The organism is Leptotrichia sp. oral taxon 498 (genome assembly GCF_002240055.1).
In the GTDB taxonomy this organism is placed as follows: Bacteria; Fusobacteriota; Fusobacteriia; order Fusobacteriales; family Leptotrichiaceae; genus Leptotrichia; species Leptotrichia rugosa.
On sequence record NZ_CP016753.1, the window covers coordinates 161461 to 177691 of the forward strand.

At 27.3% G+C, this 16231-nt stretch carries 17 protein-coding genes; 8 read left to right on the forward strand and 9 right to left on the reverse strand.

Going from position 1 to position 16231, the window contains the following annotated elements:
- Positions 1-41: 41 nt before the first annotated feature.
- The 8 genes from BCB68_RS00655 to putP all read left to right on the forward strand — a co-directional run bounded on the left by BCB68_RS00655 (position 42) and on the right by putP (position 7613).
- Positions 42-527, forward strand: coding sequence for a hypothetical protein (locus BCB68_RS00655; protein WP_094079080.1), 486 nt, complete (start codon positions 42-44; stop codon positions 525-527).
- On the forward strand, positions 524-1333 hold the full coding sequence (locus BCB68_RS00660; RefSeq protein ID WP_094079081.1) for a hypothetical protein: 810 nt from the start codon (positions 524-526) through the stop codon (positions 1331-1333). Before BCB68_RS00655 ends, BCB68_RS00660 begins: the two co-directional genes overlap by 4 nt.
- A 340-nt stretch (positions 1334-1673) precedes the next feature.
- A complete protein-coding gene (locus BCB68_RS00665; protein WP_157697329.1) occupies positions 1674-2195 on the forward strand; it encodes a hypothetical protein in 522 nt (173 codons plus the stop codon).
- 112 nt (positions 2196-2307) lie between these two features.
- The gene (locus BCB68_RS00670; protein ID WP_094079083.1) at positions 2308-2556 is read left to right on the forward strand and encodes a hypothetical protein; all 249 of its coding nucleotides are present in this window, start codon (positions 2308-2310) and stop codon (positions 2554-2556) included.
- Positions 2557-2588: 32 nt separating this feature from the next.
- Positions 2589-3668 carry a hypothetical protein gene (locus BCB68_RS00675; protein WP_094079084.1) on the forward strand — a complete coding sequence of 360 codons (1080 nt, stop codon included), beginning with the start codon at positions 2589-2591 and terminating at the stop codon, positions 3666-3668.
- A 16-nt stretch (positions 3669-3684) separates the two neighbouring features.
- On the forward strand, positions 3685-4779 hold the full coding sequence (locus BCB68_RS00680) for an SMI1/KNR4 family protein (RefSeq protein WP_094079085.1): 1095 nt from the start codon (positions 3685-3687) through the stop codon (positions 4777-4779).
- Between the two features lie 670 nt (positions 4780-5449).
- Positions 5450-6148, forward strand: a complete 699-nt coding sequence (gene rlmB, locus BCB68_RS00685; protein ID WP_094079086.1) for a 23S rRNA (guanosine(2251)-2'-O)-methyltransferase RlmB — start codon at positions 5450-5452, stop codon at positions 6146-6148.
- 31 nt (positions 6149-6179) lie between these two features.
- A complete protein-coding gene (gene putP, locus BCB68_RS00690) occupies positions 6180-7613 on the forward strand; it encodes a sodium/proline symporter PutP (protein ID WP_094080730.1) in 1434 nt (477 codons plus the stop codon).
- Positions 7614-7719: 106 nt separating this feature from the next.
- On the opposite strand, the gene BCB68_RS00695 is transcribed toward putP, so the two are convergent.
- The 9 genes from BCB68_RS00695 to BCB68_RS00735 all read right to left on the reverse strand — a co-directional run bounded on the left by BCB68_RS00695 (position 7720) and on the right by BCB68_RS00735 (position 16205).
- Entirely contained in the window at positions 7720-8397 is a 678-nt protein-coding gene (locus tag BCB68_RS00695) for a dTMP kinase (RefSeq protein WP_094079087.1), read from the reverse strand.
- Positions 8398-8541: 144 nt separating this feature from the next.
- Positions 8542-9774, reverse strand: coding sequence for a glycoside hydrolase family 10 protein (locus BCB68_RS00700; RefSeq protein ID WP_094079088.1), 1233 nt, complete (start codon positions 9772-9774; stop codon positions 8542-8544).
- A gap of 88 nt (positions 9775-9862) precedes the next feature.
- Entirely contained in the window at positions 9863-10594 is a 732-nt protein-coding gene (locus BCB68_RS00705; protein WP_094079089.1) for an endonuclease/exonuclease/phosphatase family protein, read from the reverse strand.
- A gap of 25 nt (positions 10595-10619) precedes the next feature.
- Entirely contained in the window at positions 10620-11282 is a 663-nt protein-coding gene (locus BCB68_RS00710; RefSeq protein ID WP_094079090.1) for an O-methyltransferase, read from the reverse strand.
- Positions 11283-11301: 19 nt separating this feature from the next.
- A complete protein-coding gene (locus BCB68_RS00715; protein ID WP_237048653.1) occupies positions 11302-12321 on the reverse strand; it encodes a type II secretion system F family protein in 1020 nt (339 codons plus the stop codon).
- A 49-nt stretch (positions 12322-12370) separates the two neighbouring features.
- Positions 12371-13252 (reverse strand): ROK family protein, encoded by an 882-nt coding sequence (locus tag BCB68_RS00720; protein ID WP_094079092.1) that lies wholly within the window; start codon positions 13250-13252, stop codon positions 12371-12373.
- Positions 13253-13339: 87 nt separating this feature from the next.
- Positions 13340-14332, reverse strand: a complete 993-nt coding sequence (gene rfaE1 / locus BCB68_RS00725) for a D-glycero-beta-D-manno-heptose-7-phosphate kinase (RefSeq protein ID WP_094079093.1) — start codon at positions 14330-14332, stop codon at positions 13340-13342.
- A gap of 128 nt (positions 14333-14460) precedes the next feature.
- Positions 14461-15663 carry a type II secretion system protein GspD gene (locus BCB68_RS00730; RefSeq protein WP_094079094.1) on the reverse strand — a complete coding sequence of 401 codons (1203 nt, stop codon included), beginning with the start codon at positions 15661-15663 and terminating at the stop codon, positions 14461-14463.
- A 17-nt stretch (positions 15664-15680) separates the two neighbouring features.
- Positions 15681-16205, reverse strand: coding sequence for a hypothetical protein (locus BCB68_RS00735; RefSeq protein ID WP_094079095.1), 525 nt, complete (start codon positions 16203-16205; stop codon positions 15681-15683).
- Positions 16206-16231: the final 26 nt, after the last annotated feature.

A 16231-nucleotide genomic window follows, 5' to 3' on the forward strand; every position in this document is an offset into this window, starting at 1 on the left:
AAAAATATAATCTGCAAAAAATATATTAGAGAGGTAAAATGATGAAAAAATTTATAGTTTTTATAATTTCATTAAATTTACTGGGTAGTGAGTTTAAAAAAATGGATGACAATTTTACTAGGAAAATGGATTTAAAATATGAAGAATTTATCTTAAAAAATGTTAATCATAAAGACTTTATCACTATTTCAGAAACATCGGGAAATATTATTATCTTTTTTAATCAGGAGAAAGAAATTAACAAAATCGTTTATTTTAATAAAAATAATAAAATAAAAAGAGAAGAAATTTATAAAAACGCAAATATTTATAAATTGAATATAGCAAGATATTTATATGGAGAAAATCTGAATGAACAATCAAATATAAAAACTGGTATTGAAAAGGTTATAGAATATTATAATTATGAAAAAAATAAAATAAGAAAAATTATAATATTTTCTGGATTAGAAAAAGAATTTGAAATAGAATTTGATGAAATTGGCAATGTAAAGAATATTCTAAAAGAAACGGAGCTAAAAAAATGAAAAGGGTTATTTTATTAATAATATTCTCAATAAATGTTATGTATTGTAAAGAAAAAAAAGTATTTGGTATAAAACCTGATTATCCTTATGAGGGAATAATAATCAATCAGATTTTTCATAGTTCAGATAATGAAGATTATTTAAAAAACCTAACAACAGGTAGTACACCATTATATTATGATGGAAAAACAAATACTTTTATTCATAATGTATATAATCATCATACTATGTATTATTCACATGATTTCGTTTTAAAATCTAAAAATTATGTTGAAAAAAAAGCTCAGATATATTTTAGGAAAAACAATTATCCAGAAATTCATTGTTTAAATAATTTAGATGAAGAGTCAAAATCAAAAGTATTAAATTTTTTTTCATTTGACATTGAAAAATATTATATGAATTTATATCCAACTTGCATAATAAAGAAAGATAAAGAAAGTAATATTTTGTTTGGAAAATGGGAAATTGAAAATAATAAAGTCTCCCTTGAACTACATTATAATAATTTTGAAATAAGAAAAATATCTAAAAAAAATAATGAAATATTTAAAATTATAGAAAAAATTGATTCAATGAAACAAGAAGAAGGTTATTATTGGGTTCCAGATTATAATTTTGAATATACAATATTTACTCCTAATAAAATATTGCATAAAAAAGATATCAGTCTTTCTGAAGATGAAGAAAAATTGATTAACACTTTAAAAATATTATTTAAAAATGAATTTCTAAAAGAATATTGGTGTAAATCAAGAATTTTTAATAGTTGTATTGACGAAAAAAATGAGCAGTCAAAAGATTAAATAATAAATAAAAAATTACATTTTAAAAAAGAAAAAAGATGTCAGAGAATTATTTTACATTGCACCTAAATTTTGGGCACAAAATAGGAGATGCAGTTTTTTTACATTTTTTCTGTATTCCAAATATTGATTTTTTTGAGCTGTATAGATGTTATACGAGCTTTTTAAATGATATTTTTTATGGTTAGATAGAATATTTCTAAAATTCATAGTAAAAGAACAGTAAAACTAAAATTTTTAATTTTTTTCTTTAAAATAGATGAAATTTTTGTTGTGAGATAATACATATGTGACAAGAGTATGTAAAAAAGAAAGATTTCTGGAAAGCGGTGAAACAATAATGATTATAAAAGACTATAGTGAAGCAAAAAAAATATTTTTACATTATAATGGAAGTTATTTTCATATGCAAAGAGAGGAGTATCTTGATCAATATATGAAATTTAATATTTCAAAAAAAGAAGAAAGAAAATGGTTAAAAGAAAAAGTAGAGAAAATACTATCAACAATAAGTGAAGTGAAGAATATAAACTTAAAATATGATAAATACTGGAATATTCTATATATATTAACTGAAACTTTAGAAGATAATCATCTTTTAGATAAAACAATAAGTGCGTTTGAAAAAGATTTAAAATATCTAGATATATTTTCAATTAACATGATATTGGAAATGATTCATGATAATAAAAAAATATGGAAAAATTTTAAAAAGAAATTAAAAAAAATAATACAAAATAATGATATAAGTAAAAATGAAATTATATCGAAAGAACATAATAAATTAAAGGGAATTCAGTTTTTGACAGAAGATGAAGTAATAAAAAGATACAGAGAAATTTTATCTAAATTACAAAGTTAAATATTAAAATTTTTTTTAACACATAATAAAAAATAACATAATCGTCGCTACAAGAAAAGGAGCGACAGTTCTTGAAGAAGGATCTGATGGAGTATTCCGAGTTCTTAAAAATGTGACAAAACCTTCAAAAAATGTATCTAGGAGACTGCCACATAATACAACTTCCAGCACAACAGAAGTTACAGGCCATACAAGAAATGTTGAAAGAATTACACAGACAGCAGGAAATGCGGCTAAAAATTTAAAAACTCCTGCTATAGAATACAAAGCTCCTTCCAAACCAAATGCTGTTGAAAAAATAACAACAAATATAGAGATAACTGGTTCAAAAGGCAAAAATGTTGAAATCATAAAAAAATAGATGGGAACTCTACCATAACAATAGAAAAACATATGTCAGACATACTGCCAGCATACATAATTGACGATATAGCAAAAGGCGGAATGGGAAGAACTTTAAGAATAGGAAACGGAAGTTATCTTGAAAATTATGGCGGAGGAAAGGCTTCAAATGAAGTGCCACCATTTGTAAACAGGGAAAATATTCATAGAAATAACAGTACTCAAAATTATGAATTTAAGTCTCAAAATAATGGCTCAAGTGGTTCAAATAGCGGAGGTGGAGGAAGTGGCTCTAAAAAAAGTATTGAACCTCCTGTGAAGGATAATAGCAAGATTTATACATTGGAATCACAAAATGCAAATTGGAAACTTAAACCAGAAATTCCAAGAACAGCAGTAAAAAATTCTGAAGGTAATTATACATTAGGTAGAGGTAATGAGTGGAGTGTAAATAATACTGTAACTTCTGTTAAAAAAATGGAAACTTCCGGTTTAAATGATGTATACAAGGTTGAGATAAATAATGGAATCACACCTAATTATGCGATAGTTAATGGGCAAAATTTTTTAACTATGAAAGAATACAATAATATTGCTACTAAAATGTCTAATTCTATAAAACCTTTAGAAGCTATAAAAGATCCTGTTTTAAATGTAGATAAAATAAGAAGTTTTCTAAAGACTCATGAATCAAAATATTTAAAATCAAGTTACAAAGCGGATGATTTATCAATTGCAACTGCAAAAATTGTAACAACTGATGGTAAAGTAGAAAATATTTTATCAGTTAATGGTAAAGCATGGAATGGGAATGCTCCAAAAGAAGTTACTATTAATAATGTGAAGTACAAGGTTATTATTAAGGACAGTGAATCAGTAAAGACATATACAGGGATTTCTCGAAATGGGAATAAAGTATCGAATCTAAACCATGCAGAGAAGAAACTGGCAAGCTATATTCAGGATAATTATTCAGGTAAGGGGGTAAAAGTAGATATTGGAGTCCAGAATACATCAAAAGAAGTGAGAGGTATGTGTCCAAACTGTAATTCTTCAATGTTTGATTTTGCAAAAGATAATCCTGATATGAGAATAACCATTTATGAAGGAACAACAGGAATAAATCCGTAAGAGAAAGGAAGACAAGATGAATAAAAGATACATGGATATACTAAAAGAATATCTAAAAAAAAACGAAAGAAAGGCAATAGGATACAGTGAAGAAGAAATAATTAAGATTGAAAAGCTGTATGATATAGAAGCAAAAGGAGATTTCAGGGAGTTCTTAAAATATGCCGGAAGATGTGGAGGAGGATTACTTGAAGATTATACAATAATTCTTTATAGAGAACTTTGGAGTATACAGTCTTTCTTAAGAAAAAATTATTTTGGATTTATAGATGATGAAGATTTTGAAGAAAAAGTATTTTATGATGAACTGAAAAGAAAGCCATTCATATTTTCAATAGAAATGGAAAACTATTATTTTTATATAAGGACAGCAGATGATGATTTAAAGGTATACTGTTTTGATGAGAATGAAGAAAAGATAAAGGATACTGGAATGGATTTTAATGAATACATGGTTGATTTAGTAGAAAGATACAATCCTGAATTAAAACCTATATTGGAAATTCCATCAATAGGAGAACTTCTGGTACAGTGTGATACATCTGAAAAAAGAATTACAGGATTAAGGGAAATAAGGGAATATATATCTTCAGAAAGAAAAGAAAACAAAGAGCTTTTTATCCTTCTTGAAAGATATCTTGAAAAGAACAGGAAGGAATTTACAGGATACAATGATGATGAGATAAGAGGAATAGAAGAATTATATGATATAGAAGTGAAGGGAGATTTCAGGGAATTTTTAAGTATAGCAGGAAAAAGTTTGGGAGGATTGTTAGGAGAAGAAGAATTGTCATTATATAATGACTGGAGTATAAGAGAAAGAATAGTGTTACAATATGATTTTCAGGAATATGTACAAAAAGATAAATTTCGTGGAAAAGGAAGAGATGGTAAACCTTTTATAATTGACTTAAAAAGTAATTCTGAATACATTTTTATAACTACAAGGGATAATGATTTAAAAGTATATCATTACAGCAGAGAGAACAGGACTTTAAAGGAAACAGGAATGAATTTCAGTGAATATGTTGCAGATTTAATTAAAAGATATAATCCGGAACTTGAAGAGTTAAAAGATGTTTCAGTATCTGGAGATATTATAAACATATAATAAAGTTTTCTTCATTTCTGAGTGATAGTTTAGTGAAAAGCTAAAGAACTGTTATATTAAAATAATACAAAAAAGTTTGAACTTAGGAAATAAAAAGAAAGGTAAGTTAATAATAGAGGGGATTGGAGTGTACCCAAAATCTTGGACAAATAATTTGAAAACTTGTTTTCTATTTATTAAAACTTAGTTTAAGAAAAGTAATTTGAAAAAAGTACATAGATGAATTTAAAATGTTAATTTTAGAATTATTAGAAGAAGGAAAAATAGAAATTATAAAAAAATAAAGCTATATTTTCAAATAATCGTTGTTGTAAAAGACAACGGTTATTTTTCTCAAATTCTTCATATATTCAAAATAATTAATACAAAATATTTTGATTATATCAAATTCACTCATATAACTCTTGTAAGTCAAAATTTTCATTCAAGACATAGGGTTTTGGTTTTATACTAAAAATGAATTTTTTGAGCTGTATAGATGTTATACGAGCTTTTTAAATGATATTTTTTATGGTTAGATAGAATATTTCTAAAATTCATAGTAAAAGAACAGTAAAACTAAAATTTTTAATTTTTTTCTTTAAAATAGATAAAATTTAAACAAGACAAAATCATTTTTTTTTGTTATAATTAATATAAATCACAAAAAGAAAGCGAGAACGAGAAAAATATGAAAAAAATCATAGGAATTAATCCTGTAACAGAAGTTTTAAAATCCGATAAAAACATTGAAAAACTTGAAATTTATAAAAAAGTTAAAAAAGAAACTATAAAAAATATTTTAAATTTAGCAAGTAAAAAAAATATAAAAGTTTTTTATAACGACAAAAGAAGTGAAAATTCACAAGGTGTCGTCGCAATTATCTCAGATTTTGACTACTATGTTGACCTAAACGCATTTTTGGAAAAAGTTTTGAGAAAAGAAAAATCAAAAATAGTAATTTTAGATCAAGTTCAAGATCCAAGAAATTTTGGTGCAATAATCAGAAGTGCTGAATGTTTTGGAGTTGATGGAATAATCATTCAAGACAGAAATAGTGTAAAAGTGACAGAAACAGTCGTAAAATCATCGACAGGAGCGATAGAACACATGGATATTGTAAAAGTTACAAATATCTCAGATACAATTGATAAATTAAAAAAATATGGATATATGGTTTATGGTGCTGAAGCGAATGGAGAGTGCTACTACTACGAAGAAAAATATCCAAATAAAGTTTGTCTTGTACTTGGAAGCGAAGGAAATGGAATGAGAAAAAAAGTTAGAGAGCACTGTGATAAAATTGTAAAAATTCACTTAAATGGAAAAATCAATTCTTTGAATGTATCTGTCGCAGGTGGAATTTTACTTGCTGAGATGTCTAAATAAAAAATTATATATAGAAAAAGAAGGAGAAAAAATGTCAGTTGGAATTGAAACATTTATAACATTTGGAATATATTTATTATTTTTAATAGGAATAGGAGTATATTTTTACACAAAAACAGATACACACGAAGATTATGTGCTAGGCGGAAGAGGTGTTGGTTACTGGGTTACAGCAATGTCAGCTCAAGCCAGTGATATGAGCGGATGGCTGCTTTTAGGACTACCTGGAGCTGTTTATTTATCTGGATTAAAGCAAATATGGGTCATTGTAGGTCTTACCATCGGAACATATTTAAACTGGAAATTCGTTGCGCCAAAACTTAGAACTCAAACGGAAGAACACGATGCACTGACAATTCCTACATTTTTATCAAGAAAATCAGATGACAAAAAAGGATATGTAAAAACTTTTTCTGCAATTGTAATATTATTTTTCTTTACAATTTATTCTGCTTCGGGTTTGGTTTCAAATGGAAAATTATTTGAATCACTGCTTGGAATTGACTATAAATTAGGAGTTTTACTAGGTGGTGGAACTATTATTATTTACACTTTTTTAGGTGGCTATCTAGCTGGAGTTTGGACTGATTTCTTTCAGGGAATACTTATGTTTTTTGCAATAATTGTCGTTCCTGTCGTTGCATATTTCGTAGTTGGCGGAAATAAAGGAATTGAAACTGCCATGGTTCAAAAACATATTTCTTTAAATCTTTTAAAATATCCTGAAGCACTTAGTTTACCTGTCATTATTTCAGGACTTGGATGGGGACTCGGATATTTTGGACAGCCGCACATAATTGTAAAATTTATGAGTATTAAAGATGTAAATGAACTTTGGAAAGCACGGCTTATTGCAATGGTGTGGGTCATCATTTCCCTTGTCGGCTCAATTGCAGTTGGACTTACAGGAATGGCACTTTATCCTGATATAAAAACAATTTCAGGTGATGCTGAAAAAATCTTCATTTACATGATTGGCGGACTTTTCAATCCTTGGGTTGCAGGAATTTTGTATGCTGCGATTTTATCAGCCATAATGTCAACAATTTCCGCACAATTATTGGTTGCTTCAAATACTTTGACGGAAGATTTTTATAAATACATTGTAAAGAGAGAAAAAAGCCACAAAGAGCTTATTTGGGTTGGAAGAATATGTATAATTTTAATTTTTATCGTTGCAACAATTTTGGCAATGAATCCAAATTCACAAGTTTTATCACTAGTTTCATACGCTTGGGCAGGTTTTGGAGCTGTATTTTCTCCTGTTATTTTATTCATTTTATACAAGAAAAATTTACATTGGAAAAATATATTAATTTCAATGCTTATCGCAACTGTCACAGTTATTTTCTGGAATCAAAGCGGACTTGGAAAAACAGTCTACGAAATCGTTCCTGGATTTATAATAAATTCTTTAACTTTGTATATTTTGGAAAAATTCAGTGAAAAAAATTCTTCAAATTAACTATAAAAATTTTAAATTTGTTAAATAATATTTTATTTAAATAAAATAAAAAATTATCTTGAAATGACAGGAATAAAAATATTTCTGAAATTTTAAGATAATTTTTTTATAATTTTTTATTTATAATTTTCATTATTTCATCATTAATTTCTTCAATAGATTTTAACTTTCCATTATTTACGCAAGAAATTATTTCCCAGCTATATTTTAGTGCAAGGCTTTTTGCCGTTTCATATGATTTTCTCAAATACTCTTTATCTTTTTCATGAATATCCTTTTTAATTTCTCCAGTTATTTTATTTTCCCGATTTTTCATAAGTTCATCACTAATTTCAAAAGGAATATCCAAAAAAAACACAATATCAGGCTTAGGCAAACCAATTTTATTCCACTCTAAATCGACTAACCATTTCAAATATTTTTCTTTTTCAATTTCGTTATCTATTTTTGGAACTTGATGAATCATATTTGAAATTGTATATCTGTCACTTACAACTATTCCTCCACCGTTATAAAAATTTTCCCACTCCATTTTATAAGAAGCAAATCTATCGACTGAATAAAGAACTGAAGCCGCATAAGCATTCACACTTTGAGCTTTTTTTCCAAATTCACCCGCAAGATACATTTTTACTGGTTCCGAAGCTTTACTGTCATAATTTGGAAAAGATATTTTTTTTATTTTTTCTTTTCCTTTTAATTTACACAATTTTTTATATAACAATTCTGTCTGTGTCTGCTTTCCACTTCCATCCGTTCCTTCAATAATTATTAATTTTCCCATCTTTCTTTAATTCCTTTTTCTATAATTTTTTTTATATTATATTTTTTTATATTATAACATATTTAAAAAATTTTTTCTAAAGTTTAAAAATAAAAAAAAGAGACTGTTCTAAAATTCAACTTTTAGAACAAAGTCTCTAATTTATTAATTATTCAAACTATATGGTCCTTGTTTCAAGCTATTTGTCGCATTTTTTGGATTTGTCAATAAAGATTTATAGCTAAAAAATATACTTCCTTTGACTGCTGGATAATTTCTGTTAAAATTAATTTGATTTACCAATTCTTTTGCATTTTTCCATTCATTTACTTTATAGGCAGCTTGTCCTATGTATAAATCAGTATTTGTTTCAGCTGCATATTTACTCCACCATTTTACTAAAGTGTTGTATTCAGCAACTTTAAATCCTTGATTCCAGTAGATTTGCGGTGCAACATAGTCAATCCAGTGGTTATTCATCCAAAGTAAAATATCTGCATACAAATCATCATAATTTTGAACTCCAGCTTTCGTTGCAGAACCTCTTGCGGGATCTGTTGAATCATTTCTCCAAACACCAAAAGGACTTATTCCAAATTCCACATTAGGATTTTCTTTTTTTATTTCTTTGTGCAATTTTTCAATCAGTGTATTTATATTATTTCTTCTCCAATCTCCAACATTCGAGAATTTTTTCCCATATTTTTGATATTGTGCAGAATCTGGATATTCTTCATTTTTCACTTTATATGGATAAAAATAATCATCCATATGAACTCCATCAACATCATAATTTTTTACAACTTCAACAATACTATTTACAACATAATTATTAACTTCTGGAATTCCAGGGTTTAAGTAAACTTTTCCACCATATGTCACGGTCCATTCAGGTTTTTTCTTACCAATACTTTCACTTGATAACTTTTCTCTTCCACCAGTCGCAGTAAGTCTGTAAGGATTAAACCAAGCGTGAAACTCTATTCCTCTTTTATGAGCTTCTTCCACCATAAATTTTAATGGATCATATCCAGGATTTACTCCTTGAGTTCCAGTTAAATAACGAGACCAAGGTGCGTATTTCGATGGATAAAAGGCATCAGATTCTGGTTTAATTTGCACAAATACGGCATTCATATTCCAACTTTTTACATTGTTAAGAATTGAAATAAACTCCGCTTTTTGTTTTTCTACACTAAGACCTGGTTTTGACGGCCAATCTATATTACTTACACTTGCAACCCACACACCTCTCAACTCTTTAGGTTTTGCTATTTTTGCATTATCTATTTTTGTTGCATTCTTATTTCCACTAACTACTAAATTAGCGGCATTTAGCGACGTTACTGTCAAAATTGAAATTACTAATAATGATAATTTTTTTACTATTGATTTCACTAAAAAACTCCTTTCTGAATATGTTCTTCACTATAATTTTAATACATTTATTGAATTTTTGCAACTTTTTTTCAGATTTTTTACAAGATTATAATATATTAAAATCAATTAATACTGGCAAGTGATCAGAAAGTTTTGTTTGAATAACTTTAAAATTATTTATTTTTATTTCTTGTGAACAAAGTATAAAATCAAGTTCTTTTTTAGGTTTCCAACTTGGAAAAGTTGGCTGTGAATTAACATTTGAATTTTTTAATCCTGACGCTTTTAAAAACATCGCAAGTTCATCATATCCCCAAAAAGCATTAAAATCTCCAGCAACAATCACAGGCTTTTTCGCACTCTTTACCAAATCATAGAGCTGAACTATTTGTTTTTGGCGAGTTTTTCCTCCCAATGCCAAATGTACTAAAAATACTATCACTTTTTCAGTTTCAACTTCGATTATCAATTTTTTCATTCCACTGTCTAAATAATGAAATTTTTTCTTCACTATTTCACTTTTTGAAAGCAAAGCATTCCCCTGTTTACGAACCATAGGAAATTTCATATATTTTGAATTTTCTTCGTATTTATACTGAAAAACATTGTTATTTCTCGTAATTCTCGCAAGGACGGCAGCCTGATTTTTACTTTTCATTCTAAAAGAACCTAAATCAACTTCTACAAGTCCCACTATATCAGGTTTATATTTATTTATGAGACTTCCAATTTTGTGAATATGCCAGTTTGAGCGGCCTAAGTATCCTCTGATATGCTTAAATGGCTGATTTAGATATTTTCCTGTCCCATAGCGTATATTATACAAGAGAAATTTCATTTTTATCACTTCTTTCCGCTAACCTTTATTTTTTGACTATTCCCACTCCATCGCCAAACGGCAGCAAAACAAAATTATACTCGTCATTTAATTTTTTAATAAATTCATTCAATCTTTTTACAATCGTTTTATATCTTTTTGGAACTTCTTCCTTAGATTTTGCCACAAATCCACGAAATACAATGTTGTCAATAAAAATTATTCCATTTTCACAAAGCAGCTCATAACACATTTCAAAAAATTTTGAATACTGACCCTTTGCCGCATCTATGAATATAAAATCATACTTTACATTTTTATCTAATTTGGGTATTTCTTCCAGCGCATCTCCCATAATTAAATTATTTTTTTCAAATATCCCCATTTTTTTGAAATTCTCAATCGCTTTTTTATAACGAATTTCATCAATTTCTATTGTGGTCAAAAATCCACCATTTTCATTTGCAATTTGTGCCAAGAAAATCCCTGAATATCCAGTCGCAGTTCCAATTTCTAAAATTTTTTTTGACTTTTTATTTTTTGCAGCAAATATCATAAAATTAAGTACATCATCTGTAATTATAGGTACTTTTTTCTCCAAACTTTCTTCTTTTATTTCTTTTATAATCTCATATTTTTTTGATTTTTTATTTTTATAGTAAAACAAATCTTGCGCATATTTTGATAATTCATTAAAATTTTCTATCATATTTTTCCTTTTTTATTTTTTATAGCATTTCTCCCATTTTAAAAATTGGAAGCATAACCGAAAATATTATTCCACCGATTAATATTCCGATAAAAATTATCGAAAATGGCTCAAACATTTTTAAAAGCCATTTAATTTTTTCATTTACTCTTTCATAATATATTTCGTTCAAATTAAAAAATGAAATTTCCATTTTTCCAGTTCTCTCGCCTATCGTTAAAAAACTTCTGTATTCCACATCAAAAAAAGTTGTATTTTTAAATGATTTTTGTATACTTTCCCCCTTTTCAATTTTTGAAATAATTTTTTTCAATTCTTTATTTAAAACATTACTTTTAGAATTTGAACACATTTCTAAAGATTTCACAAACGATATATTTGTATTAGTTAAAGAATACATATTTCTTGTGAAATTTAACACACAAATATCTTTATACATCTTCCCAATTATTTTTAATTTTAAAAAAAATTTTTCAAAATCTTCTTCATTTTTCTTTTTAAAATAAAAAAACAAAAAATATATAAAAACCATCACACCAAAAAAAGCAATCCAATATTTATCAAAAATTTTACTCATATTTATAACAGTTTTTGTAATTTTGGGCAAATCTTGTCCAATGTCCGAATAAATTGAAACAAATTTTGGAACAACAAATTTTAATAAGATTGCAACTATTATAACTGCTGTAACAATAACCGTAACTGGATAAATACTAAGTCCTATAATATCTTTTTTTATTTTTTGGTTAAACTCATATTTTTGATACAAATTTTTAAAAACTAATTCCAAATTTCCAGTCTGCTCTCCAATTTTTATCATTTCCAAAAATTCTCTTTCTTTAACAATTTTATAAAATGCTTTAGTTAAAGGGACTCCCTGTTCTATTTGTGCTTTAGTTTTTAAAATTTTATTTTTCATTTCGCTTTTATAATTTTGAGAAACAATCGTAAGTGTATCAATCAAGCTAATCTTCCCATTTAACAAATAATATACACTTTTTGTAAATGTCAAAAGTTCCTTTTCAGTTATTTTCCCCACAATAACTCCCCCCTTTTAAAAAACTTTTTTATTTTTTATTTGTATTTTTTTATTTTTGTTCTAAAGCAATTTTTCCTAATGCAATTGATCCGACAAACCCAGCTTCATCACCTAATCCAGGATAGACAATATAATTATCAATATCTTCCAAAATTTCTTTCTTTTGTACATATCCGTTTAAAGATTCCTGAACATATTTTCTGATTTTTGGAAACAGTTGTTTCTGTTTCATAACTCCACCGCCCATAATAATTTTTTGTGGCGATAAAATCAAAATATAATTTACTAACGCTTGTGCCAAATAATACGCTTCCATATCCCAAACTTCGTCAACTTCAGCCAATTCAAATCCTTTTTTCCCCCATCTAGCTTCAATTGCTGGTCCTGCTGCAATTCCTTCCAAACAGTCTTTATGAAATGGACATCTTCCTTCAAATTTATCATCTTTATGTCTTTTTAGCAAAATATGTCCCATTTCAGGATGAGTCAACCCTTGAACCATTTTACCATCAACAACGGCTCCTGCTCCAATTCCTGTTCCAACTGTTATATACAGCACGTTTTTTAGTCCTTCTCCTGCTCCCCACCAAGATTCAGCGAGCGCCGCTCCATTTACATCTGTATCAAATTCCATTGGCACATCAAAATGTTTTTTTAGTTCTCCAATCATATTAAAATCACTCCAATAAGGTTTTGGAGTTTTTGTTATATACCCGTAAGTTTCAGAACCTTTTACAGGATCAATTGGACCAAAACTTCCAACTCCCATCACATCAAATTCTTTATCTGAAAAATATTCTATAACTTTTCCCATTGTTTCTTCAGGCGTTGTTGTAGGAATACTAACTCTTTCAATCACTTTCCCATCTTCTGTTCCAATTCCACAGATAAATTTTGTTCCTCCAGCTTCTATTGCTGCAATAATTGCCATAACTTTCACTTCCTTTTCTTTTCTTTATAAATTAAATTTTTAATTTTAATCTCACTTAAATTTCCCACAATAAAACTCCCTTTTATTTTACAAATGTTCTTGTACGGTTTCATAGAAATCTAAAATTTCTTCTTTTGTTGCAGTTGCCGTTCCAATTTTAGCCACAACTATTCCTGAAGCCATATTCGCAATTTCTCCAGCTTCATATAAATCAGCTCCTGCACATCTTGCCAAAAGAAAAGTTGAAATAAATGTATCTCCTGCGCCCGTCACATCGTAAACTTCTCTTGCCACCGTCGGTATTCTTTTATGTTCCGTTTCAAAAAGTGAAACTCCCTCTTCACTTCTCGTAAGCACAACATTTTCAAGCTCCAATTCTTTTTTTAACTGCTCTAATTTTTCTACAATTTCTTCTTCACTAGAAAATTTTTTCATTCCAAAATAGTCCAAAATCTCTTTTTTATTAGGTGTTATAGAAGTTGCTCCAACATAATTTTTAAAATTTTGAGGTTTTGGATCTACTACTACAACTTTTCCATTTTCTTTAGAAAGTTTTATAATTTTTTTGGAAAGTCTTTCTGTTAAAAGTCCTTTATTATAATCGGATAACAAAATCGCATCTATATTTTTCAAATCTTCTTTTAATAATTCTAAAATTTTATCTTGGTTTTCAGATGAAATATCAATATCTTTTTCCCAATCTAGCCGAAGTAATTGTTGTCCTTGTGCTAAAACTCTACTTTTAATTATAGTTGGACGGGAACTGTCTTTCACAATTCCAGCTGAGTTAATTTTTTTAACTTCCAATTCCTTTATAAACTTTTCACCATTTGCATCGTTTCCCACGACTCCATACACCGATACATTAGCTGATAATGAAATTAAGTTATTTGCCACATTTGAAGCTCCACCCAATACAAATCGTTCTTTCTCAATATTCACTACAGGAACTGGTGCTTCAGGAGAAATTCTGCCAACTTTTCCAATAAGATATTCATCTAGCATCATATCCCCAATAACAGCAATTCTCACACTTTTAAACCGTTCAAGTATCTCTTTAAGCCTTCGAATTGAAATCATTTTTTTCCTTTCTTTTATTTTTTGTTTTTTTATTTTTTATTTTTAAATTTATTTTTTTTGAATATATTTTTATTATACAACATATTTTAATATTTTTCATCAAAAATTTAGAAAAAAATTTTTTATTTCTAATTTACTAAAAGCGATTTATCATTTTGTATAACAGCTTCAATTTCAATATAAATATCTCTCATTTCTTTATTTGTCCTTCTATATTTAAATAGCGGTCCAATTATTGGAATTTTTGAGAGTATTGGCACCCTTCTTTGTGTTTCTTTACTCACATTTTGTTTCAATCCTCCTATAAATGTCGAGCCACCATCATTCAATGTTATCGTAGTTCGTGTCTGATTTTTTTGTTTTGCACCAGAAGATGCACTATAAGTTGATGTCAATTTGAAATTACTTATTTCCGTATCAAGTTTTAACAATATTTTTTTTATTCCATTTATCTTTTTTATTTCTGGAGTTATTTTAAAAACAATTCCCGCTTCTGAAAATATTGGCTCAATATAATCTTCATTATTTTTAGTTACTTTTTTTTCACCTATAATCACTTCTTCCGTAACTTTTAATTCCCCTTCTTCCTTTTCCATAATCATAAGTGTTGGCATAGCTTCTATTTTTATATCTCCATTTTCTTTTAGCATATTAAAGTCAACTCCCAAAAATTTTCCTCCAGCAGAAAATATCGAACTAATCGAAATTTCTCCATTTAAAAATTTTGCAACCAAATTATTTTTTCCAGTATTTCCAGAATCTGAATTTATCGACCAGTCAATTCCAAGCCGCTCAAATAAATTTGAACTTGTATCAATTATCGTTCCCTTTATTATAACCTGCTCTTTTGGACTGTCAAAAGACTTTATTATTTTTTTCATCTCTTCAAATTTCTTTTCATCTCCACTAAAAATAATTTTATTCCCCACGCCAATAACTTCAAATTTTTCAAATCCATTTAATGCTTCAGAAATTTCTTTTACATCTCTATATTCAAACTCAATTTCTCCCGTCTTATTTTTTATCTCATCTTTTTTCTGATTTTCAATCTTTGAACTTTCTATTTTTGTAACTTCTTTTTTATTATTTTCCATTTTTGGAATTTGTTTTGTCTGTTTAGATGTATTATTTTCAGGAGTTTTTACTTGCTTTTGTTGTGTGTTGTTATTTATACTATTATTTTCAATCTTTTTATTTTCCTTCGGCACTTTATAAATAAATATTTTTTTCATATTTTGTGCATCGTTTTTATTTACATAATCCGTAACTTTCGCTGAAAAAGTATTACTAAAAAAAATAATGGCATATAAAATAAAATTTAATTTCCTCATTTTTCCCCCTTTTACTTTTACAATTTTTTCTCAATAAACCCTATCGAAATTTTAAATTCATCGCTTGTAAGCTCAATAAACAATCTTGAAGTATCAATATATCTTTTACTTTTATTAATTAAATACAAAAACTTCCCAAAATCATTTAAACTTCCAAAAGTTGTAAAATGAATATATTTTAATTTATATCCATTTTTCTCCCAGACATTTTCTGATTTTGAAATTTCTTTCACTTTTAAATCACTTTCATGAGCAAAAATATAAATCATCTTTTTAAACTCTGATTCATTTTTTATTGAAAAAAAAGAAAGTCTTCTTGTCAACATCATAATTTTATCGTAATCAGCCATATTCTTTTCTTTTTCAAGTGATTTTTCAGTTTCTATTTCAATAATTTTTTTCTCAAAATTTTTTTTATTCTCCAAAAGTAATTTTTTATTTTCCAAAAGTTCTTTGTGCTCACTATACTTTGAATTTAAGTTTATCACAAAAAAAACTACAATTAAAGCAATTATCATCATTTTTAAATTTATTTTTCTCATTTTATACTTTTCCCACTTTTCCTAAA

What these genes read in the sequence shown, in the direction of transcription:
- putP (WP_094080730.1), top strand. Translation starts at nt 6,180, where the DNA reads ATGTCAGTTGGAATTGAAACATTTATAACATTTGGAATATATTTATTA.
- BCB68_RS00675 (WP_094079084.1), top strand. Translation starts at nt 2,589, where the DNA reads ATGTCAGACATACTGCCAGCATACATAATTGACGATATAGCAAAAGGC.
- BCB68_RS00665 (WP_157697329.1), top strand. Translation starts at nt 1,674, where the DNA reads ATGATTATAAAAGACTATAGTGAAGCAAAAAAAATATTTTTACATTAT.
- rfaE1 (WP_094079093.1), bottom strand. Translation starts at nt 14,332, where the DNA reads ATGATTTCAATTCGAAGGCTTAAAGAGATACTTGAACGGTTTAAAAGT.
- BCB68_RS00735 (WP_094079095.1), bottom strand. Translation starts at nt 16,205, where the DNA reads ATGAGAAAAATAAATTTAAAAATGATGATAATTGCTTTAATTGTAGTT.
- BCB68_RS00705 (WP_094079089.1), bottom strand. Translation starts at nt 10,594, where the DNA reads ATGAAATTTCTCTTGTATAATATACGCTATGGGACAGGAAAATATCTA.
- rlmB (WP_094079086.1), top strand. Translation starts at nt 5,450, where the DNA reads ATGAAAAAAATCATAGGAATTAATCCTGTAACAGAAGTTTTAAAATCC.
- BCB68_RS00695 (WP_094079087.1), bottom strand. Translation starts at nt 8,397, where the DNA reads ATGGGAAAATTAATAATTATTGAAGGAACGGATGGAAGTGGAAAGCAG.
- BCB68_RS00730 (WP_094079094.1), bottom strand. Translation starts at nt 15,663, where the DNA reads ATGAGGAAATTAAATTTTATTTTATATGCCATTATTTTTTTTAGTAAT.
- BCB68_RS00660 (WP_094079081.1), top strand. Translation starts at nt 524, where the DNA reads ATGAAAAGGGTTATTTTATTAATAATATTCTCAATAAATGTTATGTAT.
- BCB68_RS00680 (WP_094079085.1), top strand. Translation starts at nt 3,685, where the DNA reads ATGAATAAAAGATACATGGATATACTAAAAGAATATCTAAAAAAAAAC.
- BCB68_RS00720 (WP_094079092.1), bottom strand. Translation starts at nt 13,252, where the DNA reads ATGGCAATTATTGCAGCAATAGAAGCTGGAGGAACAAAATTTATCTGT.
- BCB68_RS00710 (WP_094079090.1), bottom strand. Translation starts at nt 11,282, where the DNA reads ATGATAGAAAATTTTAATGAATTATCAAAATATGCGCAAGATTTGTTT.
- BCB68_RS00655 (WP_094079080.1), top strand. Translation starts at nt 42, where the DNA reads ATGAAAAAATTTATAGTTTTTATAATTTCATTAAATTTACTGGGTAGT.